We start from the raw sequence: 24,941 nt of genomic DNA, 5'->3' as shown, positions 1-24,941 counted from the left end.
GTCTGTAGCAAGTCTTATAAAATAAACTTTTGGCCTTCATGTGCAATGTGTACTTGCATCCCACCTGGTTTTAATAAACGTGCTTCATCTAAGATGATCCTTGCCACTTCATGGTCAGTATGGTCAGGTTCATGGTGAGTTAAAACCACAGATCGGATTTCCATCATTTCTGCGAATTCAACAGCCTTGCTGACTGCAGTATGCCCCCAACCTATTTTTTTCTCCGCTTCAGAAGTGCTATACTGTGCATCGATGATGATAAGATCTGCGCCAGCAATTTGGGGTTTCATCTTTAATAAATGTTCTCTATCTTCTTCACGGTATTCAACATCCGTACAAAATAAAAATATTTTATTCCCTTCTCTAATCCTGTAACCTGTACACGAACCTGGATGGCGAAGCCCAAAAGGAATGATTTTTAGACCACCTAACATATAGGATTCAAATTCTTTCCATAGATGGAAATGTTTTTTAGAAGCCATCTGTTGGAAGGTGACAGGAAAGTTTTCTGGGTGTTGTTGTCTTTCCAAACGTTCTTCTAAATTGGGTATACAAGAATAAAAATGAATGTTAACTGAAGGAGAATAACCTGGTTTGAAAAAAGGCCAACCTTGGATATGATCCCAATGTGTGTGAGAAACAAGAATATGGAGATCTATCTCTTTTCCACTAAAAGCTTCTTGTGCCAGTTGGTTTCCAAGTACACGTAACCCAGTTCCCATATCCAAAATCACTCTTTCTCCACCATCACCTTCGATCAAAACACAGGTTGTATTGCCACCTAAGTCTTGTGAGAGAGGGATTGGTAGATGGTTTAAAAACTCCTCTTCGGAAAAACCGTTTGGATCTTTTTTCCACTCTTCTTTTGCTAAATGCAGAATCTTTAAGGTTTTTTCTCGTTGTTCCTGTTTTGAAATCGGAGTGGGAAGACTACCTCTCACACCAAAAAGAGTTATTTTCATCTAGTTCCTTTTAAAAATCCTGACATTAAATCATCGGAAGAAAAGCAATTGTTAGTTAATCCAGAAATCCAAGAAAAACTTTGGAAGTTTACCATTAGATCTTCCTACAAGTCTGACTATCTCCTGCAACCTAACGAACGCGGGAAAAAAATCGACCTAAAAAATTCTTTCCCTGCTCACACCAAAAACTTTGTTTTGGAGTTAGGTTCTGGTTGGGGTGAAGTTGCCATTGAATTGGCAAAAAATGACCAACAAACAGGTTACCTACTCATGGAAAAAAAGGTAAACCGCATCATCCACACCGAAAAACAAAGAAAAACGTTAGGTTTGGAAAATATTCGTTATATGACCGTTAACTTCCAATGGTTTTTCGATGAACTCCTTGAGAAAGAAATTTTTGACAAAATCATCATCAATTTTCCCGATCCCTGGCCCAAAAAAAAGCATCATAAAAACAGGCTGATGCAACCTCATATGATACAACAAATATACAGTTTGTTAAAACCAGGTGGTGAACTTTTATTTGCTACTGACTATGGTCCTTATGCGAGAAAAACCATCTCCCTATTTCGGAAATTTCCTGAGTTTTTATGGAAGAATAAAGAATACGAATTTGAGAGGCCTGGATTTCCCATTTCATTTTTTGAGGCGGAAAAACGAGGTGAAGGGAAACGAATTTATTACTTAAAACGAACCAAAACTTTGTGATTCGTTTTAGAGCATTTCATCCGTCCTTACCGATTTAAGTGTCAGAAAAATGATTTGAGTCGGTTTTACTCACACATTCTAATCAACAGTCACCGTGCTGATTCGCAAACCGTCACGATCACCTTTCCAAGGAACTGGTGTTTTTTCCTTTCCTTTGATGATCACTAATTCCTTCGATCTTCCTTCGACTACCAAACCATCCATAGGGTAATAAAAATCACCTTCGATTTGGTATGAATCTTTCCATTTTGAGCCACCTTTCCAAAGATAGGTGGTGTTCTCTGTATTTACAAGGAGTGAGTCGGGATTTTTTAAAACAGATCTTACCGATTCTGTTTTGCCGATGGCATATAATTTTGCTTTTTCAGTGCCTTCGTAGATTTGGCCACCAAGTTGAACCAAACAAGATTCTTCAAGACAACCTAAGAAATTTGCAGACTCTTTTGTATCTTTTTTGGCGATAGGAAGTGATATTTTAGATTCCTTTTCATTTGGCACAGATGGACTAAAAACTTGTACTAAAAAGTCTTTTTTAGTATCACGAATCACAAATAGTTTTCCTTCCCCATTAAGAGAGAATCCAACAAAATCATTTCCATTCCATTCTTCTTGGATTTCTAAATTTGGATTGGTACGAACCAGTTTTCGATTGGGAGATTTATCTTTTTCCAATAAGAGAAAAAATCCATTATTGTCAGCTGACCCTTGTTTTACTTTCCAACCAGCTAATACCTGTTTTTTGAAAGACATCTTTCCTGATTCAGGATAAATTTTGGTTGCAGTATCATTGGAAATTCCTACGAGTTCTTTACCCGCCACAAGTAACTGGAATGGAGTAGAAGTGTATTGTTTCCAAACAAGTTCCTTGGTGATGCGGTCATAACCTACTATCGCAGTTCCATAGTTTACGATGATACGATTTGGGTACACAATCGGAGTAGAAACTGGTGTTCCCGATAAATTGAGATCTGTTACATGGAGTGGTTCATCATCTAAAGCATCAGAAGGAAGTAACCTTGCGTATTTTGTTTCACCATATTCACGTAAGATTTTTTCTTTTACTGCATTTCGTTTGGACTTGGTTTTCTCGGATGGAGATTGTTTTTGTTTTGCATCCAAGATACGGAATTGGGCAAACATTGCTTCTGCAGATGGTTCTTCTTTTAAAACACGATCAATGGTTTTTTCAGCTTCATCCAATTTGTTTTCTTTGAAGTAAATGTACGCCAATTGGATTTCACCATCCATAAAATCAGGATCTGATTTACGAATGGATTCAAGGATTGATTTTGCTTCGTTTGTAAGATCTTCATTGAAATAAGCAATTGCTAAGTTATAAGAAGAAAGTCCAAATTCGGAATCTTTTGCTCTAGCCTTTTCAAATTCACGTTTGGCTGCATCCATTTGGTTCAATTTATAATACGCAAGACCTTTTGCGACATTACTTGGAGCAAAGTTTGGATTCACTAGGATAGCTTTGTCAAATTCACCAATCGCTGCTTCATAATTTTTACGCTTCATGGTAACAAGACCTAACATGTAATAGGCGTAATATGAATCTGGCTTTTCTCTTAAAATGTCATAGAAACCATCTTCGGCACGTTTGAGTTCTCCCTTTTTATAGTAGAAGGAATAAATCCCTTCTTTGAAAGAGATGGCATTTTCTTTATTGGATTTTACAGCATTTTCTAAAATGGAGAGGCCTTTTTCCTCTTCTCCTTTTTCAATATAACACTCTGCAATTTTGACAAGGAGAGAAGCTTTTGGCACTCGGTCATATGCTTTTTGGTAAGGTGTCACAGCTTCAATGAATTTTTTACGATTAAAAAGTGTATTACCTTCTTTGACTAATGGTAATATCTCCGCAAAACGAGAGTTCTCCGAAACAGTTTTTTCAGTTTCAATGAGTTCAGGAATGTCCTTTGTGTATTTTTTGGATTTTTGAATGAACTCGTTTGCTTTTGTATAATTCTCTTTTGTATTTTCCTCGACAGCTCGTTTGTAGTACAAACTTCCCAATCGATAATCTACTGCTTCATTTCCTGGGAACTTTTTCTTAAGTCCCATATAAATGGACTCAGCTTCATCCCACTTACTTGCATCCTCTGCAATCCTTCCCAGTGTGATGGCACTAAATGGATCTGTAGCGGAAAGAGTTTCCAATTTTTTAATGTATTCTTTTTCTTTTTTGGACTCACCCGTTTTTGCATACACACGAGCTAGGCCTTGTAACGCTCCTGGATTGGCATTGTCCAAACGGTAAGCTTCTAAGTAAGAACCTTCTGCTTTTTTGTATTCACTGAACGCAAAGTATCCACGGCCAAAGGCATTTTGAACGGCTGGGTTTTCAGGATTTACACCCATTGCTTTGCCATATTCATCAAACGCTTGTTTACGTTTTCCTTGGCGTAAAAAAGCATCACCACTTGCTATGAATTTTTGTGATTCTGCTAAGACTTTCGCTTTTCTGATGTCTTCTTTTTTTGCTTTTGGATGTGTTTCAGCTTTTTTTAAAACATCTAATGCTTCATCAAAACGACCTGAATCAATTAAAACATATGCCAAATTCATTTTAGGTTCGATAAAATTTGGATCCCAAGCGGATGCATCTTGGAAACTAAGTGTTGCTTTTTTTACTTCACCCCATTTCCACTCACATATCCCTTGTTTGTTGCGAATCTCAGCGTTTTTAGGAACTTTTTGTAAGGCTTGTTTGGAAGTTTTTAAACAATCTGAATAATTGTGTGTTTGAATGAGAACGTTACACAGACCAACGTAAGCATTTGCATTTGTATCAGAGAGGGAGATAGATTTTTTAAAACTCTCTTCACTCTCTTTCAATTTTCCATTTAATAATTGTGCGTTCCCTAAAAAGGACCATACCGAAGCATTTTGAGGCTGTAATTCCGAAGCTTTTTTGAATTCGTTAGTTGCTTCTGCATAATTTTTTTTGTTTAAAAAATCATTTCCTCTTTGGATGAGAGAAGCAATTTTAGTGGAAAGTTTTGCGTCTTTTGCAGACTTAAGTTCTGGATTTAATTTTTCAGCTTTTGCAAAATAACTCTCAGCTTCATCATATCGTTTTAGTTCTAAACAAACATCACCTAATTGATTGAGTAATTCAATCGGATATGGGAAATCTTTTTTATCTTCTAATGACTTCAAAGTGACCAAACTTTCTTGGTAACGACCTAAGTTTTTTAATAAAAGTCCGGTTTTGTATGTGTAAATGGATTCTTCTGGTCTTAGTTTATTGAGAGTTTGATACGTATTGAGTGCAGCTTCATTCTCACCTAAAGTGGATTGAACTGTTCCCAGTCCGATAAGGATTTTCTCATTTTGAGGGTCTAAATTATTCCCTTTTTCATACGCAGATTTGGCATTTTCATATTCACCTAACTGGTAATAGGATGCACCAAGTAACGCATACCCTTCAACAAGTTCAAATGTTTGGATCGAAGATTTTGCTTTTTCTAAGGCAACATCAATGTTTCCTTTTTGGAATTCATTACTTCCATCAGCGATAAGAGTTCTAGCTTCTTCGATTTTTTGTCGATCTGAAGCATTTGATTTTTCTACAACAGAATCTTTTACAGTGACAGACTGAAAATCACGAGACCTACAACCAATAAATGTGACGAGTAAAACGGATACAACAATCAATTGTTTCATTTTTGGAACCTTTGTTCAAACTTAACCATGTCTGGGTACTGGATTTTTAATCCTCTGAGTGGGACTCCCACCAAAGGGGCATTATGTGGAGTGAGAACACCTATATTCCAAAATGTTTCAAAATTCCAAGGAAATTCCTCAACCATTTTGTTACCCAAATACAAACGTATCATTTTTTTCTCAATATCAGTTGTGAACTTTATGCTACGACCTTTGAGTTCATCTTCCTTATTCCATCGATATGAGGAACGAACTGGTGCTTCTGATTCAGATTGTGAGAACTTCACGATATGAAAATCAGTTTGGTCTACATACACTAAAATCGAGTTTTGAGAATGGTCATGGATTGAAAGCCCAAGCGCACCATTGTATTCTTTTTTTAAATCTAGTATGAGTTCAACTTCAAGGTAATCAGGAATGAGGTCTTCAGAAAAAACTCCATACCAACCTTTCGGTAATTCTTTGTTTTTTGCAAATGTCAATTTGCCTGGAAATGTTGCAGAGAAGTTAGGTGAAGGTGTTGACAGGTTCCAAAATTCTTCAGATTCCCAACCCACTCCATCTTCCAAAGAAATTGGTAAAGCAATTGATGTAATTTGTTTTGGTCGAATTTTGATTCCTGCCTTTGCATATTCAAAATGGGAATCTGTTGTGGTACGAATGAATTGGACCGGATAACTTCCGTAAGGAACTCCTGATTCAGCGAATTGTGTTTTACCTTTTTTTTGTCCATCAATGACAACATCAAGCCCAGGAGGGAAACTAGAAACAACGACAGTTCCTTGGGAAATATCATCATTCCATTCTTGGAATACTCTTGTTGTTTTCCCTGCACGAACTAAGATGTTTCGTTTTACTTGGTCTTTACCAGGTTTTGCAAATGAAAGTGTATGTTTTCCATTGATCAGTGTGTAATTGAGTAAAGGTGCTTTTCCCACTTCGACCCCATCCAGATAAATGGTTGTGCCGGGAGATGTAGAAAAAACAGAAACTTTCCCTTGTAAGGAAGATGTAAAATAATTTCGTAATTCATCAACAGAAGGAGAAGAAACCTCTAGAAAATAAGCAGGAACAAACTCTGTTAAAGGGAGGAGGTGTTTTTTTCCATGAAAGACATCGAAGGACTTTGTTGATTTGGTTTTTGGTTCTTTTTCTTCTTGGTAAACAAAAACCGCCTTACCAAAGTTTTGTGAAAGAACAGGGTCTTTGTATTGGACGTCCACTGTCATTCGATCTGCAGATTTGGAAAGACTGAGTTCCAAAATGATATCGATATCATTCGACTCAAAAAACTTGGGATCTTGTTTGATCGGGGCTTTTTGGTATGTACCCAATTTGGAATGAGGGAAGAGGATTTTTTCTTCTATGAGGGCTAAGTCAGATGGAGAAAACCCCTCTGGAATTTGTTTCCAGAGGAGAGTGAAACTTGGGGTTGATTTATTTACCAGTCGTTCTCTGTAATCTCTACCCGAAGGAAGGGGTTCAGACTCTCCAAGATCTGGAGTGACAAACTTAGGTTTTGTAAAACTTCGATTGAGTGTTTCGATCTTTGTGACCGAAGAACAATAACCGACTAAAAAACAAAGGACCGGTAAATAAACATATCTCATTTCGTCTTATCAAAACTCTCTTTTGGAGCTAATTTTAGTGAATCTTTTTGCACATCTTTTTTGATGTATTTAGAATCTTCAATTGATTTTGCAGTAGTGATCACTTCATCTGACTTTGATTTGGTGATTTCACGAGTTTTTGCTGCTTTTTCTAATTCTTCGACAGAAGAACCTAGGTTCATCTTTTGAAGTTCTTCATTGTTTGATTTGAGTTCATTTGCAAGAGACTCAAACTGTAACATTTTTGTGTTTTCAAACACTAACATTTCTTTCATTTCACCTAAGGATTGTTTGTCCATTGGTTTGATCATTTTATCAGAAAGTTTTGTGTCAGAAGCCACTTCAGCTGACTTTTGTTTGTCGACTACGATTTCATTATCAGAGTTTGATTTACGGATCGCAACCGCACCATCAAGAACGGTATACTTTACAACACAATTTGAGGATCCACATCCTACGTTTCCACCTTTAGCAGAAGGATTTTCTACATTAGTAAGGAAGATCGTTCCACGAACACCCGCGATTGACGTTGGAGTCACAACACTGAAAGATTCTGTTTTTCTTTCTTTACGAAGAACAGTTACTAGTTTTCCGTATTGCATGTTCACTTCTGTTTCACGTGTTCCATCGTTTGCAGCAAATGCTTGGCTTACACTGAGGGAAGTATTTTTGTTTAGTTTGAGAACGCCGTCTTCACCTACCAAAAGTTCAACAGATCCATTTTCACCTGTAACAATTGTGTCTTGTGAAGTTAATGTATCACCTAAGCTTGGTTTGATTTGCCCATTTTCTCTTAATACGACTACATCACCTTTTACAAAGGCAATGATCACATTACTAGCTGGTTGGTTTTTATCTGTAACATTTGTTACAGTCTCTTTTGAGTCTTTTTGGCAAGCTACGGCAAACATGGCAAAAATCGCCACAAATCCCAAAACCGACAATTTTTGTATGATTGTACGTTTCATATTCCTTCCTCCGGAAATAACATTCTTAAAATAGATAACAACTGAAGCCTTGGCAACTCTTTTCCCTAATATCTTTTTGTGACAGCTTTTGACCAATGGTCCCTGCGGGTCACACGGTAGGGGTTCTCCAAACTTTCGATCATGGATTCGAGGCTCTTTTTTCGGGTTTCGTCCATGGTTTCATTCATGTATTTACGCATTGGACACTCAGAACCCAGTTCACAGCAATAAATTTCCTGACAACTTTCCTTTACTTTGCGTAATTCAGGAAAACTTTCCCAAAGTTCGATTGGAGTGAGGTGCAAAATCCCCCATTCTTTGACGCCTGGGGAGTCGATGAGGACGGTATTTCCTTCCAAAAATAGAGCAAAGGAATTGGTGGTGGTGTGTTTTCCTTTTTTTGTAGAACCACTTACCAAATTGGTTCGTTGAACGGTTTTTTGGTGGAGGTGGTTCATGAGAGTGGATTTGCCCACACCTGAGTTTCCACAGAGGAACGTACGTTTGCCTTTAATTTTTTCCCATAGAGGTAGGATCGATTCTTCAGAAAGAAGGGATACACTCATGACATCATAACCTAACTCTCTATAGTAGGTTTCTCTATCTGTAATCTCTTCTTCAGAAACAAGATCCTTTTTTGTAAAAATGATCAGAGGTGGAATTTCTGTATGATAGGAAGCGGCGAGTAGTCTGTCTATAAACCCTGGTTTTGTTTCTGGGTCTTTACAAGAAGCAAGGATTGCCACTTGGTCTAAATTTGCACATAACACATGACTGTCGCCTTTATCACTTTTGCGAGTGAGGTAGTTTTTACGTTCCAATCGTTCTGAGATGACCCACTCTTCCCCCGACGATTTTTCGGCTAGAATCATGTCACCGACCACGAAGGGATGGCGTTCGTTTGAATTTTTAAGGCGGAGTTTCCCTTTGAGTACAGCTAGGGCATAGGAAGTGGCCTCTGAATAAATTTCATAATAGGCACCAAAGATACGAGCGATTGTAAATAGTTCTTTACCCAAGTGGATTCAACACCAAAATATTCTAGTTCGTACATTGTATACAATCGACATGCAAATACAAGTTTTCTTTCTTACTTCTATCATTCTAACATCCAGTTTTGGATGGTTTGCCTTTGCTTATGGATTAAGCAAAATCCAATCTTCTCCTTTCTTATCCTTGGTTGCGGTTGGTATGGGTTGTTTCAGTTTCACTCTCTTTTTCTTTATCCCTCGTATGAATCAATCGCAAGGTGAAGAAAAACCAAAAAAACGAGATGAACTCGTTCAAAACCTCTTTGCCTTAGAGAAATTCAAGGAAGAACTGATCTCGTTTAATGATCCAGACCAAATTAGTGAAACCATCAGCCAATTTTTAGCTTCTAAAATTCCTGCAGAGTTTGTGCAAGTGTACACATGGGATGAAAAGGAAGGCCAATTTAGACCAAGACCTTTCCTAACATCCAAAGACCACCAACATTCTGACTTACCATCCATTCCTGTTTTCAATCCATTTTTGCTTTGGTTATCCGAACGAGAAGGGATTCATATCAAAGAAAATTTTATCCAATATGTTTCCCCAAGTCATGAAAAAATTGCGAAGGAAGCATTACATTTTTTTAGCGATACTCGTTCTGAATTGGTAGCAACACTATCGATTAAGTCAAGTTTGGTGGGTTTTATCTTACTTGGAAAACACAAAGAAGGGAAAATTTACGATTTAGAAGAAATTGAAATCATTTTAGATATCCTTTCGGTTTCACTCATGTCCCTTTCCAATTCTATGATTTACCAACAGTTGCTAAACTTAACAGAAACCTTGGAAGCAAAGGTAAGAGAAAGAACAAAAGAGTTAGAAGAAACACAAGCCCATCTTGTCCAATCGGAAAAAATGGCTTCTCTTGGGGTGATGGTAGCAGGAATTGCTCATGAAATCAACACACCAGCTGCCGTCATCAATGGTGCCGCAGACAATCTGGATGCCAATCTGGTTTTCGTCTTATCCCACTTAGGTGATATTACACACCTCATTCAAAATCCTGATTTTCGTTCTTTGTATTTGGATATCTTATTCAGTTTTGTCAAAGAAGATCCCAATACTAAAATTGATCCAAAAGACAAATTCAAACTGAAAAAAGAAACCAAACTCAAGTTCATACATGATGGGATGCCAGAAAACGATGCTACTGATCTTGCAACCTTTCTCATCGATCACCACCTCATGCATATGCAAGAAGAATTATTACGTATTTGGAAATCGGGCGGAAAAGAAACCTTTGAGATGTTAAAGAACACGTTAAGCCTACAACGTAATATCAAAAATATCAAATATGCGATTCGTAATATTGTTAGGATCGTGAAAGCTTTAAAATACTATTCCCATCTAGGCCAAAATTCATACGAAGTATCAGACATACATGAAGGACTTGAAAACACACTGGTGATTATGCAAAACCAAATCAAACATGGTGTGGAAATTGAACGTAATTATGGAACTATCCCTCTTGTTCGGTGTAATTTGGATGAACTCAACCAAGTTTGGACAAATCTCATCACCAATGCCATCCATGCGATGAAAAAAGTCGAACACCCAAAACTCATTATTTCTTCCAGAAGGATTGGAGAAGAATATGTGATGGTTAGTTTTGAAGACAATGGATCAGGGATTCCCACTGAAATTAAAGACAAAATATGGGATCCATTTTTTACAACAAAAGACCAAGGCGAAGGAACAGGTCTTGGGCTTGGGATTGTGAAAGGAATCATCGAAAAACACAAAGGAAGGATTGAAGTGGAATCGTCCCCCGGTAGAACATTATTTATGGTCTACTTACCGTTAGTGGGTCCAGGTGATGTGCCAAATCTCCCTAAAGAAATCTTTAGGGAGGTGAGAGGGTAAATTATTACGAAAAAAGAGGACGACTTAAGAGTTTTTCCCAATTTTCCTTTGTGGTTTCAAAGTTCTTTTTGGAAAGTCCTGCTTCAGTTTGATTCTCAGTTTGTTTTGCTTTGGACCATTTTTGGTATTCTGCGATGGCAGTTTCTCTGAGATGTGCCAATTGTTCTGACCAAGTTTTTAGTTTTTCTTCACCGAGATTTGCATACTGGTGTAATGTTTCCTTTTCTTTGATAAACATCGTTTTTTGTAAGATCTTTTCTTCAGAAACTTTTTTCAAATTGTAAGTGAGACCAAAAAAAGAAAGGAATTTGATCATCCATTTGGATGGATCATAATCATACCAACGGATTCCATTGCGGTAGTCCATTTGGAATTCGTGGTGGAAGTTGTGGTATCCTTCACCAAACGTAAAAAAGGCGATGATCCAATTGTCACGTGCTGTTTGTTCTTTTGAAAAAGTTCTTTCTCCCCAAACATGGCAAGCACTGTTGATAAAGAAAGTAAACTGGTGAACCACAAACAAACGTAAAAACCCAGCGACAAAAAATCCTTCTAAAAAGGACCCCCATAACATGGTGATAAGACCTGGCAGGATAAAACACATAAAGATTGAAATCGAATAAAAATGTTTGTGTTGCCAAACCACAAGTGGGTCATTCATCAAATCTTGTACCCCTTGGCCTACATACTTTCGTTTGCGAAATAACCAACCAATATGAGCATACCAAAACCCTTTTTTAATGGAGTATGGGTCTTTGTCAGTATCTACAAATTTATGATGGATACGATGGTCTTCACTCCATTCAAGTGCAGTGGATTGAAAGGCAGCAGCACCAAATAATAATAACAAAAGTTTTATGGGAGATTTGGCTTCATAGGCTTTGTGAGAAAAAAGTCTGTGGTAACCGACTGTAATCCCCATACCTGTTGCAAAAAAATAAAACAAAAAGAGTGCCCAAGTTCCTAAATGAATGGATTCATAAAGATACACATAGAGGGTTCCGAAAATACCAACGAGTGGTGATGTGAGTAAAAAAATCGTGGTCACCCAATCGATTGGGTTTTTGACTTTGATTTCAGCTTGTGTCGTCATAGAAAATTCCTGTTCCATGGAGTGGGAGTCCGAAATCAGATTCCGGTTGCAAAAAAAATGAGTACAGATCGTTACAAACCAGGAATTTTAGAACAATGGGGGCGCCGAGTTCTCATTTCCTTGCGTACTCTTACGAAAGAACAGAAGTCCGAAGGAGAGAAAGGTTTTTCGAATGTTTCGAAACGGCTCCTCTTTTGGGGGAGTTTTTGGTCTTTTTGGATTGGATTTTTCCCTTCCGTTCTCTTTGTGTATCTTTCTGTATATTTACCTCCTATTTCTTTCGAATCCTTCTCCAAGGTTTCGTATGAAGGTCTCTTTTGGTTTGTATCCTTACTCACCATCGTGACTGTGATTGAGTTTTACCTCTTGTTTCGATTGGGGTTCTATCTTTCTTACCAGATGGCAAAGGCAGCTGATGTGGAACTGGCAGACGAACCCGAACTCATCACACCGATTCCTGGGATGATGGCACGACTTGTTTTGGAAATCCCTGACCCAAGGATCCGTTTGTATGGAATTGATCCCTATAAACATTTAAACGAGAGAGCATTGTTCTTTCGCACATTACTCTATAAAAGTAAGGTTTTCCTTTCCAATATCTTCGCAAAACTAATGTTAAAAGTGATTTTGGGTAGGACAAGTTTACGGTTTCTCATTGAATACATCTCAGGTCCCATCACAGGGATTTGGGATGCTGTCACCACCTACATGATTCTTTTTGAACTCCGAAAACGAATCATCACACGAAAATTAGCAGATTCCATTTTACTCCAAATCAAAGCAAAAAACCGAAATCCAAAACTCATTGAATCGGTGTTACGTTCTGTGGCCCTTTCTATAGTCTATACCAAAACCTTCCATCCCAATTTTGAATACTTACTCTTTGGGTTACTTGGGCTTTTACCCAAAAGAGCAAATTTACAAAACCTGGATGATTGGGAACATTTTGTTTTGTCGTTACAAGGCCTTACAACAGAAGAGAAAAAATGGCCAGTATCTGTCTTTGCCATATGTGCTTCCTTTGATGGAAAATTAAATGCAGAAGAGCTTAATGCTTTTGTCGGCCTCAGTGAACATTCACCCACCTGGATTTTGGAACGTGTACGTTTTTTAAGTGCGACCATCCAAAAAGGAGAACTAACAGAATCTTTCCTTTGGATGGAAAAAATCCTTCCAAAAGAAGGAAAGACCTAAGAGACTCATGTTTTAGTCTAATAGAAACATAGGAGAAAATATGGCTCAAGTAACACTCAAAGGAAATCCCGTACCTCTCGAAGGATCCATCCCAAAACCAGGAGACAAAGCTCCCGATTTTAAAGTCGCCAAACAAGATTTAAGTGATATATCCTTAAAAGATTTAGCAGGAAAGGTAAAAATCCTCGTAGCAGTACCGAGCCTTGATACTCCTGTTTGTGCTATCGAAACTAAAAAGTTCAATGAAAAAGTTGCAAAAGAAAATGGAATCACAACTCTCATTATTTCTGGTGACCTTCCTTTTGCCATGAAACGTTTTTGTTCCACAGAAGGCATTGATTCAGACAACCTGATCACTGGTTCTCAGTTTAAAGATTTTTCGTTTTCCAAAAACTACGGAACCCATATCTCTGGTGGTCCACTTGCTGGTCTTTCTGCTAGAGCCGTATTCGTTGTGGATAAAAACGATGTCGTTCGGTATACGGAACTTGTTCCTGAAATCGGAAGTGAACCAAATTATGACACCGTTCTTGCAGAAGCTAAGAAACTGGTTTAATTAAAGAATGGATCTGGCAGGGAAGTTTCCACTTTTCTGCCAATCCTTTGATTGTCGTAACCAAATCCTCATCAAAACTAAATAATACCAGTTTCCATTCCTCACCTGCATTCAAAATACATTGTAAAGTATATTCCAATGCGGCATTTCGCCGAACATTGTCCATATGACGAAATGGTTCATCTAACAATAAATAGGGAAGTTTGTACTGGGTTCCAATTCGGAAAGCATATTCCAAACGTAAAACATAGGATATTTGTTCACGAGTTCCCGTAGACAATTGACCGAAACCCATCTTAGCTTCGTTTGCCTCTGTTTCCACTTGGATTTCATCTGAAAATCCATCCCATTTGATTTGTTTTGTAGGAAGAGATCCTTTGATGGCATCCATTCTGTGTTGTAAAGAACGAACAAGAGAAGACATTTTGTCAGTACTCTCCGCTTCCATTTCCGAAAAGAGTTCAATGAGCACTTCAAAGGCTTGGTAATTCTTTTCAAGTTCTGCTTTTTTCTTTTCTTTTGTCTCAAGTATTTTTTTAGAACTCTCCCATTCCCTTTGTGCAGGAACCATTTGGGATTCCAATACTGCCTTTCCAGTCTCTAATTTTTTTTCTAACTCTACAATCCTTTGTTCTAAATGGCGAATGGTTTCTGATCGTTCTTGGATGACCGTCTCTAACTTTTGTTTGTTTGTGCGATCTTCGAGTTCAAACCCTTTTCCAATTCCTTTTTTCTCCCAGTCAGAGATTTTATCTTTGAGTTTGAGTTTGAGAGTTTCGGTATCAGTGGTTCCCCATTTTTTTCCTTCTAAACGAAGATTGTCCTCTAAGGTTTTGATTTTGTCCTGTTTGAGGCGTGCTTCCACCAAACGTTCGCTCAGTTCCGACAAAGACTTCACTCCCAAGGATTGGTAGAGTTTGGTTAGAGAAGTTTCCAATTCCTCTAATTCCAGTTTTTCTTTTTTGGATTGGTTTTGTAAGGTTTCAAATTCAGATTCGAGTTTTGTGATTTGTTCCTTGAGTGATTGTAGTTCTAACTTTTGTTTTGTATATTCCCTATCAAATCTTTGGAAGGCCATTTGCAGGGAATCTAAGTGTAAAGAATCTGGTTTCCAAACACCCAAGGTTTTAGTTTCCATTTCACTGGCAATTCGCCTCACCATTTCGTTCCATTTGGATTCGTCTTTTTCCAACCGGGTATCTTTCATCTTTGTTCCAAAAAACAAAGTGAGCCCTAAAAAGAGAATAAGTGGTAAATACATCCCAAAACCGTAGTCAGTGAATAAAACAGCAATCAGAGAAATGAGGACTCCCACAAAGGAACCAAACGCCAAATTCCTGTTTGTTGGATTCCAAGTGACAACGGAAACAACAGGAAAATCTTGTTGGAATTTGTTCACCGTTTCTTTCCAAGTTTCAAAGGATGAATAATAAAATTCTAACGACTGGAATTTGGTTTCGGATTGGGTTTTGGAAGTTTTTACGGATTCGATTTTGGAATCCGAGGAACCAATTTGTTCCTTTTGGAGAGAAATTTTTTGTTTTTTGGAGCGAATGTTTTCTTCTAATTCTTTTGCTTTTTTTTCTGCATCTACCTGTAATCCCGCCACCTCTTCTTTGTTAGCGGAAGAAAACATTTCCCATTGTAGGATTTGTTGGTACACTCGGTCTGCTTCCGTATGGAGTTCTTTTTCTTTTAACTCTTCGAATTGTTTTTGGAGATTTGTTCGTTCGATTGTCAAAGTTTCTACTTCGGCTTTTTTGGACTGTCGTTCCAATTCCCAAGTAGGTAGTTCGGCAAATTGATTTGCGATTTGGTTTAGAGTTCGCTCACTCAGATCAAACTTTTGTTTGGCGGATTCTAATTCAGAAAGTGTAGCCATCCAATCTTTGGCAACTTTTCTGACACCAGTTTTTGCCACTTGTTGTTCCGCCATTTCCTTTAAGTGAGTTGGGTTATAACCACTGTCAAATATGGATTGTTCGATGACTTGGATGAGTTCTTTTTCGGATCCCACATCCATATTCCCTTCTCGGATCACAAGGGAGTTTAAGTATAAATTTTGAGAGAGTGATTGTTTGGACACACCCAAATCGGATTTTCGATTGGCCTGGTATCTGACATTGAGGATGGTTCCATACTTTGTACTACCTACCACTTTGACAAGGGCTGATACAAACGCGTCTAAGATGGTAGTTTTTCCTGATTCATTGGGACCTGTAAACACGGTGATCCGTTCGATGGGAAATTCTTTTGAGGAAAAAATTCCGAAGTTTTCTAATTTCAGTTTCACTTTACTTTTCCTCCATCTAAAATAAAACGAATGCCTGTTACGCGAGTATGTCTCCACAAACTCGGATCCATTTGGCTTTTTCGTTCATTCATTTTATCTAAAAATTGTTTGATGAACTCGTTTTCTGAAATGTGTTGGATGACAACAATTTGAGATTCATCGGGATCAAATTCACAAATTCTAAATTTTGATTTCCATTCCTGAAGGATGGTTTCTTGGAATTTTTGTTTTCCTTCCATCGAATCCACATACCCAACAAACCGAAAACAAATCCAATCATTGGGATTTGTATTTTGTAAGTATTTTTCTGGACTAAACTCTGGATTTCCATCTGTATCTAGACTCACGATGATTTCGCGGTATTCTCCAGCTGATAACCAAGGGACAAATTCTGTATGAACCTTTCCTTGTTTGACTTCGAGTAAAATTCCACCTCTTGGTCCCACTTCCCCTTTTCTCCAAACGCGAGATGATCCCGCATAACCAACATTACAGTTTCCGACATTGCCAAATCGGTGTTTATGCAAATGGCCAATTGCCAAATAATCCAATTCTAAGGTTTGTAGTAAATTGGGGTCTAAGTAGGATCCACCTTCTTCCTCTTCTTCTTGTAGGCCGGTGAAACTCATACCTGATACTGTCCCATGGGCAAGACCAATGCGTATTTGTGTTTTTTTTCTTGGTGGGGGGTTGAGTAAAATTTCGGAATAGTTTTCTTGGTGGGGGATGGCTACAAACTCGATTCCATTTTCTTCGAATAATGTAAAAGGGAGTTGGTCGAGTACAATGACTTTTTTGGACCAATCATAGGCGGAATATGTGTTTTGGTTTCCCTTTTTTTCTAAGACCTCATGGTTCCCTGGTAAAAAATAAACAAGTCCAGAATAGGTTGAGACGACTTTTAAAAACCCAGACCGTAAGGTTTCCAGGTCTGGAAATGTATTAAAAACATCCCCACAAAAAAGTACTCGTTCACAAGCTTTTGTTTCTGCTGTTTCAAAAATTTCTTTGAGGACTGCGAGAGAATACGATTCTTCTTCTTTTGAGGCTGAGGAAAGGTGGAGGTCTGATACTTGTAAGTACTTCATATACATTTGTTTCAGGGAGAGTATACCTCCCCCCTAGGACAAAGTACAGAAGTTCGATTAAAAAAGCAAGACCCGTTAAATGACTCTGTCTTTTTTGAATCCTGAAATCGTGTCTTTGGAAAATCCCAACTGGGTGAGAATTTCCTCTGTGTGTTCCCCATGTTCTGGTGGATCATTCCGGTACACAAACGGAGTTTCTGAAAAATGAAAGGGAGAACCAAATTGTAAAATAGGTCCATACTTTGGATGATTCCTCTCGAGTACCATCCCTCTTTCTTTCATATGAGGGTCCTGTGAAACTTCTTTCATATTCAAAATAGGAGACAAACAAGCATCTGTATTATCAAAAATAGGTTGTAAGTCAGCATAAGTTTTGGATTTAAAATATTCGGTTAACTTTTGTTTAATGACAGGAATATTTTCCTCGGTCATTGGATACTCTTTTGTTAACGTATCCAAACCAGCCGCACGTAAAAAAGTTTGGAAAAACATATCTTCCAAAGCACCAAGTGCTACATACCTACCTTCTTTGGTTTCATACACATTATAGTTTGGTAATTTACCAGAAAGGATATCGTTTCCAGCTTCTGGAGATTCACCTGATGCGGACAAAATCCCACCATACAAAGAGATGAATTGAACCGATGCATCCGTCATCGAGATATCAATCCTTTGGCCTATGCCTGTTTTTTCTCGGTAGTAGAGGGCAGCAAGGATGGCAGATAATGCAGTGAGTGTCCCACCACCCACATCAGCCATTTGGAAACCCGCTGGTCTTGGAGGATTTCCTGTTTGGTCAAGGACACCTGAGATCGCTAAGTAGTTGAGATCATGCCCAGCAAAGTCTACGTACTTACCACTTGTGCCGTAACCAGAAATGCCACAGTAAATCAGCCGTGGGAATTTTTCTTTTAAGACATCATAACCAATTCCCATCTTATCCATACCATCTGGTCGAAATCCTTCTAAGAGAATGTCCGCATCTTCTAATAATTTGAATAAAATCTCTTTTGCTTGTTCTCGTTTTAAATTAAGCGTGATCGCCTTTTTATTTCGATTGAGCATCATAAAGAGTGCAGGGTATCCTGTTTTCCCTTTGAACATGGCACGTGATCCATCATAGGCACGAGGGTTTTCAATTTTGATCACTTCTGCTCCCATATCCGCAAGGTGTTGCGAACAGAGTGGTCCTGGAAGGAGTAATGATAAATCGACTACCTTCACTCCAGCGAGTGGTCCTTTTGCATTTGGGTTTGAATTTTGTTTCATTTGGTTTTATTGCATTTCCTAGAAATTTTTTTCTGATTTCGGGCTTTTTTCTCGTAGAATAGAGAGGGAGAACCCTAAATGGGATTCAGAAGAGGACAATTCGGTTTCGTGTTCAAACAAAGGTTCTCGCATGCCTACCTCTTCCTCCTATTTTTCCTTTTCTCCTGCCAATCGGTAACTTCTGTTAATCTCCAGATGTTGTTCGGTTCCTTTTTTGTTTCAGCGTCCGGACAAGGTTCTGTAATTTATGAAGCCCCGAATTTTTTATTCACGAGTGAAAATGGAAAACAAGCAGAATTCATACTTCGTTTGAACATTGAACCGAACAGTTCAGTGAGAATTGGCCCCATTACGATCTCTGATCCTACCGAAGGTGTTTTATTATCAGATACTTTTATCGATTTTAATGAAGACAATTGGGACTCACCACATATAGTTCGTTTGGCGGGAGTTGACGACCTTTTGTCAGATGGGAACCAAAATTACCGAGTACAGTTAGGAAGTATCTTAACCTCCGACATTCGTTTTTCCACCCAAGCACTTCCCGTCCTACTTGTTGTGAACACTGACAATGAATCTTCAGGTGTGGCCGCAAGTCCTGTCTTTGGCTTACTCACTTCAGAAACTGGGGAAACTGGCCGTATTTCTTATGTTTTGCAAACAAGGCCGATGCAAGATGTTTACATTCGTAATTTTATTTCCAATGATACAACGGAAGCTACTGTTGAATCTGTTGAACTAGTCTTTACACCTAACAACTGGGATGTGCCACAATCGGTAACTGTCACGGGTGTTGACGACTTTAGTGTGGATGATAGTACCTTTCAGATTTCAGCTGACCCAACCATTTCGTTTGACCCAGCTTACATGGGGAAACCTATCCCCATCATCACGGGAACCAATGTGGATGATGATATCGCTGGATTTACCGTTGTAAACTTGTCAGGTCTCACAACAACAGAAGCAGGAGGTGCTGTCACTTTCGGAGTAGTATTAAATACACTTCCGACCCATGCAGTCACCATTCCTTCCATCGTTGCCACACCCGGGACGGAAGCCACAGCAAGTCCTAGTTCCCTTACCTTTGCTCCATCAGAATGGTTTACTCCCAAAATCATTACGGTCACTGGTGTTGATGAATTTATCGTGGATGGTTCACAGACAGTCTCTATTGTTTCCAGTGCGGCAACATCAACCGACACAGATTACAATGGTTTGGCGGGACCAGTATTTCCTTCGGTAACAAATACCGACAATGATGTACCAGGATTTGTGCTAACCTCACCTGGAGGATTGACGATTTCAGAAAATGGTGGGATTTTAAATTTTGCCATTCGACTTTCCTCACAACCTCCTCCTGGATTCACAGTTACCCTAACAGGTATTAACGAAAACAATACCATAACCAATGTTAATACGAATACATTGGTGTTTACAAATGCGAATTGGAACATTGACCAAACAGTCCAAATTACAACCAATAATAATTCTATCGATGAAGATACAAGGACTGTGACTTTACAATTTGGATCTGTCGATACAGGTGGAACTGCAGATCCTGTGTATAACAGCATCACTCCTCCGGCACCGGTGAGTATTTCTGTCACTGACGATGATACTGCGGGAATCACAGTCACTCCAGTTGGTGGGCTTGTGGTACACGAAAATGGAACTCCCTTTACCGAAACGTTTACAGTCGTATTAGATTCACAACCCACACAAACGGTAAATCTCTCTTCCATCACTTCTAGTAACACTTCAGAAATCACGGTCTCACCATCTTCCTTATCCTTTACGACCGCCAATTGGAATACACCACAAACTGTCACCATTACTTCTGTGTTAGATGGTGTAGATGATGGGGATCAAAATGTAAACATCAACTTTAGTAATGCGAGTTCTACAGATCCCAAATACAGTTCGATGGCCATTCCGGCAGTTACAGCCATCAATACAGATAGTAATGAACCACTGGTTCGCATCCAAAATCTCTCGGCATCTTCCATCACAGAAAACGGAACATCCACCATCACTTTTGAAATTCGTTTGTCTTTAAAACCAAATTCCAATGTAACTATCGGCCCCATTACCTCCTCCGATGGAACGGAAGCTGTATTACTCAATAGTACATCGGGAGTGGCGGCTTCTCGCACATTAACGTTTACACCCACCAATTCGCAAGCCGCTAGTTATACGGGGAATACAAGCCAAAGTGGATGGGATGTACCACAAACCATTACCATTCGATCGGTCAGTGACTCGTTTGATGATGGAGACATACCTGTTACCATTCATATCCCTCAAGCAAATGGTTCGTATTTTACGGGGCTTTATCCAACAGGTGCGGTTCCTGGTTATACTGATACAAACGGAAATTTGGTGGTGACCATCACAGACAATGATACAAAGGGATTTACTTTATCAGCTACTACACTGAATCTCACGGAAGGAGATCCAGATGCCACATTTACTGTACGACTCAATGCAGCTCCTTGTGATACACCTAGTAATTTGGCAAACTGTACAAGTGGATCTGTTACCATTCCGATTACAGCCGAAACCTTTTCCTTACCTGATTCCACACAGTATACAGTATCACCATCAAGTTTAACGTTTACACATTTAAATTATGCATCACCCCAAACAGTTACGATTTCAGTTGTGAATGATGCCATCAATGAATCCAATACCAGGACCCATACCCTCACGTTAGGTGCTATTTCTGGATCTGGAACCGATTATGAAGGCATGAATCCAAATGATGTTACCATCAATATCACAGATAATGATAACCCTTCTCCAAAAATTCTTTTTACCTTGGATACAGGCCAACCTTACTTCACTACCGAGTCTGGATTTTCTACCTTTTACAGTTTACGTCTTGGGAGCCGACCCATTCCAGGGAATTCAGTAACTGTCACCTTAACTTCTTCCGATAACACAGAAGGAATGATCAATGACAGCGGAACTCCTGTTAGCTCTAAACAGTATGTTTTTACCGATGCCAATTGGAGTACATCCGTTCCCGTTGAAATTTTGGGAGTCTCAGATGCCTTAAGTGATGGAAATATAAGTTATTCGATCACAGTTTCAGGAACGGAAACTGGATCCTTTCCTTCCTGGTATGACAGTTTTTTATCAAGTACGGGAACTACGGCAAGTCTTGTGAATTATAGTGTATCAGAAAATCCAGTGACAGTCATCACACCGCAAGTCATGGTGCGTGCTGAAAATGCTGCCTCCTTTTCTGTATATATTTTACTCAGCCAAGCACCAACAGATGATGTGACCATTCCCATTTCTCTTTCTTCCAGTTTTCCTTGTACTTTGTTTACAGGACCCACTGTTTCTCAATTTTCTGTTTCCACGAACCTCGTGACTATCACAAGTGCCAATTGGAATTCCATTGGTGCCCATAATACGATTACAATCACACCCTTTGATGATTCAGTAGATGATGGAAACGTATCTTGTCCCATCATCATAGGTGTTCTTTCTTCCAGTGATGGATTTTATAATACTGTAAATCCTTATCCATCCGCAAACTACCCCGAACTTACGTTAAACGACAATGACACAGCAGGGGTCACCACTTCTGGATTTTCCCCAGCGTCAGTCATCACTTCCCAATCTGGGGCTGGTTCTCAGTTTTACATCCATCTGAATTCACAACCCACAGCCGATGTTACCATCAACTTCTCAACAGCACCTGGTGGACTTGTCCAATTTCCAACGGCACCACTTACCTTCACACCTTCCAATTTTGGAACGGGGCAACTTGTCACTATTCTTGGGTTAGACACGGCAGATGGATCGGATGTAAACTATAACATCACTCCCCAACTCACTTCGAGTGAATCAGGAACTGGATTTTCACCTTCCACCATTTATAGTGCACTTACACCATCATCCATTCCTGGTGTACATTTGTACAATCTATATGATATCATACCTTGCACAGACCCAAATCCCGTGGCGGCCTGCGGAACCTCTCCCAATGCCCAAGGAGGACTTGTCACATCACCTAACTTAATCACTACGGAAGCCGGTGGCCAATCTCGTTTCCAAGTGCGATTGCGAGCAAGGCCTACATCCAATGTCACAATCGGTGTATCCAGTTCGAATGTTGCAGAAGGGACAACGTCAGTACCAAATTTGACCTTTACTTCCAGCGATTGGAATACCTTTCAAAATGTTGTGCTCACTGGTGTCGATGATGCGCTTATCGATGGGAATGTATTGTATTCGATTTTATTCGGATCGTTAACGGGAGGTGGGTCCGGATTTAATGGTGAGTCCTTACCAAACCTATCTGTCACAAACCAGGACAATGACTAAGTAGATTTTCTTCGATCCAAACAGAATCAAAAGGGAGTATTGATGATTCTACAAGGACTATTGCACATAGCCTTGTTTTTTTAAGATATCCAAAGCATCCGTTCCTAACTCTTGTTTACTTTCGTAGGATTTTTTTTGCCCACCTTCTTTCCAAAAATGGACCTTGGTTTCAGGATGAATGATGGGACGAATGGATTGTGATTCGTATAACAGATCACAATCTTTTGTACAAGCCGACATGGACACACCAAAATACCCAACATGAATGTCCGATTTTGGGACTTGTCTTTTCCCAAACCAAACTTGGAACTCAGGGAAACTCACATCAGGATACACTTCAAAACTGATTTGGAATGGTTGTGAATCTTTGGTGTGGATGTTAACCAGCTTTCCCTTCTCTTCTACAACCACAGTGTTTGGGAATTTTGCCAACCGAAGGATTCCACTTTGAACCTTGATTTGGATCTCTGTTTCTTTTTCCAGTGGGTTTGGTCGAATCCAAAGGTGGTACAACGGAAGTTTTGGTTCCATGGATCGAATTTGTTTCCAAAACCTTTGGATTTTTTTCTCTAATTTTGCATCTAACTTAAGTTCACCGACATTTGCCATTTGGTTGATGCGAATGGGACTAATTTGGTTTGGATCTTTTATTGTATCGAAGTACAAATAAAATTCATTTCCCACTGAACCTTGCCAAAATTTCCCCAATTCATGGAACCTGTATGACCTTTGTAATAAAAATTCATTTCCTTCTCCATAGCCTTGCGTAAACCGAGTTTCTCCATAGTACGTTCGCTTGGTGGTCTCTGTCCCTTCGATGATCGGGCGAAGTGACAAACCATGGATGGATTTGGGAATGGGAAGTTCCGCATAATCCAGGATTGTCGGGTACAAATCAATCGACCTTGTCATCGCCTTCACTGTTTTTTGTTTTTCGGTATGAGGGAGTTTGATGAGCAATGGGACATGGATATTTTCTAAAAATAAATCTTGTCCATGGCCATAATAGGTATTGGTTCCAGTAAAGGGAGAGATGGCGTGCGAGGCATGCATCACTTCCCCGTGATCGGCTGTGATGAGAATCAGTGAGTTGTCCCAAAGGTTTTTTGTTTTGAGATCGGCAAACACCTTACCCAACTCTTCATCCACAAAGGCAACTTCCCCTAAATAGTTTAACTTCCGTTCGTCGAGCGATTCATTTGTTTTGATACGATTGGTAAATCCAGGAGGAGGTGTATAGGGTTTGTGAGGGTCATTGTAATTTAAAAATATAAAGAAAGGTTTTTCTTTGGAGGAAACTTCTTCCAATACTTCTATTGTTTTTTTGGTTATTTTTTTTGTGTCTTCACTGTAGTTCGAAAAATCATATAAAGAATCAAACCCAACTTCGACACCTAACCCAAATTTATCGGTCAAAAAAGGATTATTCCCCACCATCACCGTATTGTATTGGAATTCTTTTAACAGCTTGGGCAAAGGTTTTTTCTCAGAACGATAAAAGGCATCTACTTCGGATTTGGTGGTTGGGTAATCCCAAAAATTCACAGGATTGGCTGATGCATATTTCCCAGTAAAAAACACTAATGTGGAAGGTCTCGTCCAAGCAGCATTCACAAGATGATAATCAAATTGGATTCCCTCCTTTGCAAACAAATCCAAGTTAGGTGTAACATTAAACTGACCAATGATATCACCTCGAAGGCTATCAATCACAATCCAAATGACATTTGGTTTTGTCTGTGCGAGTTTGTCTCCTTCCTCAACCAGAAGGTTTTTTTCTGGTGTGGCAGATTCTTTCTGACAAACACAAAGGAGGGAAAGTAGGAGAAATAAAAAAAGTTTTAAAAGAAAGGAAGGAAAAATCGAATCAATAGAATTACGAGTGAATTTTGAGCTCAAGAGTTAACGTCAAACATCTGCAAGGCGGTTAGCCATACACCCACTAAAATAAAGGAAATCCCAAGCCACTGCGTAAAATTCAATCGTTCTTTAAAAAAAACAGAAGAAGCAATGAGAACAATGATAAATCCACTGGAAGTAAACACCGGATACGCCAAGGATAACTTCAATCCCTTACCCAAAACATAACGATAACCTAACAACGCCAATCCGAAGCTCGCAAGCCCAGCGATAAAATAAGGATTAAATACAGTAAACACAAGATTCCAAAACCCTTCTCCAGGTGCGACTTGTTTGTCTTGCATAGAAGATGTTTTGATTAAAATATTCGCCAATGCATTGAAGAATACAGCTATACAGAAGAAGAGGATGACTTGGAATTGCATGGGATAGAGA

General features: G+C 39.0%; 16 protein-coding genes. 5 read left to right on the top strand and 11 right to left on the bottom strand.

The annotated features are described in order from the left end of the window. Positions 1 to 14: 14 nt before the first annotated feature. Complete coding sequence (locus ND855_RS02170) at positions 15 to 962, bottom strand: MBL fold metallo-hydrolase (RefSeq protein WP_265356987.1); 948 nt, start codon at positions 960 to 962, stop codon at positions 15 to 17. 48 nt (positions 963 to 1,010) lie between these two features. Here ND855_RS02170 and trmB point away from each other — a divergent pair, with 48 nt between their 5' ends. Further along, positions 1,011 to 1,670, top strand: a complete 660-nt coding sequence (gene trmB, locus ND855_RS02165) for a tRNA (guanosine(46)-N7)-methyltransferase TrmB (RefSeq protein ID WP_265356986.1) — start codon at positions 1,011 to 1,013, stop codon at positions 1,668 to 1,670. Positions 1,671 to 1,748: 78 nt separating this feature from the next. Here trmB and ND855_RS02160 read toward each other — a convergent pair whose 3' ends face one another. The 4 genes from ND855_RS02160 to rsgA all read right to left on the bottom strand — a co-directional run bounded on the left by ND855_RS02160 (position 1,749) and on the right by rsgA (position 8,939). Next, entirely contained in the window at positions 1,749 to 5,342 is a 3,594-nt protein-coding gene (locus tag ND855_RS02160; RefSeq protein WP_265356985.1) for a tetratricopeptide repeat protein, read from the bottom strand. After that, positions 5,339 to 6,952 (bottom strand): LIC10124 family lipoprotein, encoded by a 1,614-nt coding sequence (locus ND855_RS02155; RefSeq protein ID WP_265356984.1) that lies wholly within the window; start codon positions 6,950 to 6,952, stop codon positions 5,339 to 5,341. The genes ND855_RS02160 and ND855_RS02155 overlap by 4 nt, the downstream gene beginning before the upstream one ends. Then, positions 6,949 to 7,920, bottom strand: a complete 972-nt coding sequence (locus ND855_RS02150; RefSeq protein ID WP_265356983.1) for a FecR family protein — start codon at positions 7,918 to 7,920, stop codon at positions 6,949 to 6,951. Before ND855_RS02150 ends, ND855_RS02155 begins: the two co-directional genes overlap by 4 nt. Positions 7,921 to 7,985: 65 nt before the next feature. Then, complete coding sequence (rsgA, locus tag ND855_RS02145) at positions 7,986 to 8,939, bottom strand: ribosome small subunit-dependent GTPase A (RefSeq protein ID WP_265356982.1); 954 nt, start codon at positions 8,937 to 8,939, stop codon at positions 7,986 to 7,988. A 49-nt stretch (positions 8,940 to 8,988) separates the two neighbouring features. On the opposite strand from rsgA, the gene ND855_RS02140 reads away from it, so the two are divergent. Next, entirely contained in the window at positions 8,989 to 10,815 is a 1,827-nt protein-coding gene (locus ND855_RS02140) for a GAF domain-containing sensor histidine kinase (RefSeq protein ID WP_265356981.1), read from the top strand. A gap of 4 nt (positions 10,816 to 10,819) precedes the next feature. Here the strand turns inward: ND855_RS02140 and ND855_RS02135 are convergent, their stop codons facing one another. Next, a complete protein-coding gene (locus ND855_RS02135) occupies positions 10,820 to 11,908 on the bottom strand; it encodes an acyl-CoA desaturase (RefSeq protein WP_265356980.1) in 1,089 nt (362 codons plus the stop codon). A gap of 57 nt (positions 11,909 to 11,965) precedes the next feature. Between ND855_RS02135 and ND855_RS02130 the strand changes: the two genes are divergently transcribed. Beyond that, positions 11,966 to 13,102, top strand: coding sequence for an LBF_2804 family protein (locus tag ND855_RS02130; RefSeq protein WP_265356979.1), 1,137 nt, complete (start codon positions 11,966 to 11,968; stop codon positions 13,100 to 13,102). Positions 13,103 to 13,142: 40 nt separating this feature from the next. Continuing rightward, positions 13,143 to 13,658: a thiol peroxidase gene (gene tpx / locus ND855_RS02125; protein ID WP_108960817.1), complete on the top strand. Its 516-nt coding sequence runs from the start codon at positions 13,143 to 13,145 to the stop codon at positions 13,656 to 13,658. Here tpx and ND855_RS02120 read toward each other — a convergent pair. From ND855_RS02120 to ND855_RS02110, 3 genes are all read right to left on the bottom strand, one after another. Next, the gene (locus ND855_RS02120) at positions 13,642 to 15,951 is read right to left on the bottom strand and encodes an ATP-binding protein (RefSeq protein WP_265356978.1); all 2,310 of its coding nucleotides are present in this window, start codon (positions 15,949 to 15,951) and stop codon (positions 13,642 to 13,644) included. The two genes, tpx and ND855_RS02120, sit on opposite strands and share 17 nt — an antisense overlap. Beyond that, positions 15,948 to 17,039 carry a metallophosphoesterase family protein gene (locus ND855_RS02115; protein ID WP_265356977.1) on the bottom strand — a complete coding sequence of 364 codons (1,092 nt, stop codon included), beginning with the start codon at positions 17,037 to 17,039 and terminating at the stop codon, positions 15,948 to 15,950. The genes ND855_RS02120 and ND855_RS02115 overlap by 4 nt, the downstream gene beginning before the upstream one ends. 75 nt (positions 17,040 to 17,114) lie before the next feature. Next, positions 17,115 to 18,308 carry a CaiB/BaiF CoA transferase family protein gene (locus ND855_RS02110; protein WP_265356976.1) on the bottom strand — a complete coding sequence of 398 codons (1,194 nt, stop codon included), beginning with the start codon at positions 18,306 to 18,308 and terminating at the stop codon, positions 17,115 to 17,117. 78 nt (positions 18,309 to 18,386) lie between these two features. Between ND855_RS02110 and ND855_RS02105 the strand changes: the two genes are divergently transcribed. Further along, a complete protein-coding gene (locus ND855_RS02105; RefSeq protein WP_265356975.1) occupies positions 18,387 to 22,646 on the top strand; it encodes a beta strand repeat-containing protein in 4,260 nt (1,419 codons plus the stop codon). A 57-nt stretch (positions 22,647 to 22,703) separates the two neighbouring features. Here the strand turns inward: ND855_RS02105 and ND855_RS02100 are convergent, their stop codons facing one another. Next, entirely contained in the window at positions 22,704 to 24,545 is a 1,842-nt protein-coding gene (locus ND855_RS02100; protein WP_265356974.1) for a sulfatase, read from the bottom strand. Further along, positions 24,542 to 24,931: a DMT family transporter gene (locus ND855_RS02095; protein ID WP_135595064.1), complete on the bottom strand. Its 390-nt coding sequence runs from the start codon at positions 24,929 to 24,931 to the stop codon at positions 24,542 to 24,544. Before ND855_RS02095 ends, ND855_RS02100 begins: the two co-directional genes overlap by 4 nt. Between the last annotated feature and the right edge of the window lie 10 nt (positions 24,932 to 24,941).

Origin of the sequence: Leptospira paudalimensis, assembly GCF_026151345.1 — a bacterium.
GTDB lineage: Bacteria > Spirochaetota > Leptospiria > Leptospirales > Leptospiraceae > Leptospira_A > Leptospira_A paudalimensis.
The sequence above is the reverse complement of the archived record's forward strand: the minus strand, read 5'-3'. Positions and strand labels throughout refer to the sequence as shown.

Excerpts from the sequence above, each read along its gene's own strand:
- ND855_RS02170 (WP_265356987.1), bottom strand. The coding sequence starts at position 962 with ATGAAAATAACTCTTTTTGGTGTGAGAGGTAGTCTTCCCACTCCGATT.
- ND855_RS02160 (WP_265356985.1), bottom strand. The coding sequence starts at position 5,342 with ATGAAACAATTGATTGTTGTATCCGTTTTACTCGTCACATTTATTGGT.
- ND855_RS02155 (WP_265356984.1), bottom strand. The coding sequence starts at position 6,952 with ATGAGATATGTTTATTTACCGGTCCTTTGTTTTTTAGTCGGTTATTGT.
- ND855_RS02150 (WP_265356983.1), bottom strand. The coding sequence starts at position 7,920 with ATGAAACGTACAATCATACAAAAATTGTCGGTTTTGGGATTTGTGGCG.
- ND855_RS02140 (WP_265356981.1), top strand. The coding sequence starts at position 8,989 with ATGCAAATACAAGTTTTCTTTCTTACTTCTATCATTCTAACATCCAGT.
- ND855_RS02135 (WP_265356980.1), bottom strand. The coding sequence starts at position 11,908 with ATGACGACACAAGCTGAAATCAAAGTCAAAAACCCAATCGATTGGGTG.
- ND855_RS02130 (WP_265356979.1), top strand. The coding sequence starts at position 11,966 with ATGAGTACAGATCGTTACAAACCAGGAATTTTAGAACAATGGGGGCGC.
- tpx (WP_108960817.1), top strand. The coding sequence starts at position 13,143 with ATGGCTCAAGTAACACTCAAAGGAAATCCCGTACCTCTCGAAGGATCC.
- ND855_RS02115 (WP_265356977.1), bottom strand. The coding sequence starts at position 17,039 with ATGAAGTACTTACAAGTATCAGACCTCCACCTTTCCTCAGCCTCAAAA.
- ND855_RS02110 (WP_265356976.1), bottom strand. The coding sequence starts at position 18,308 with ATGAAACAAAATTCAAACCCAAATGCAAAAGGACCACTCGCTGGAGTG.
- ND855_RS02105 (WP_265356975.1), top strand. The coding sequence starts at position 18,387 with ATGGGATTCAGAAGAGGACAATTCGGTTTCGTGTTCAAACAAAGGTTC.
- ND855_RS02095 (WP_135595064.1), bottom strand. The coding sequence starts at position 24,931 with ATGCAATTCCAAGTCATCCTCTTCTTCTGTATAGCTGTATTCTTCAAT.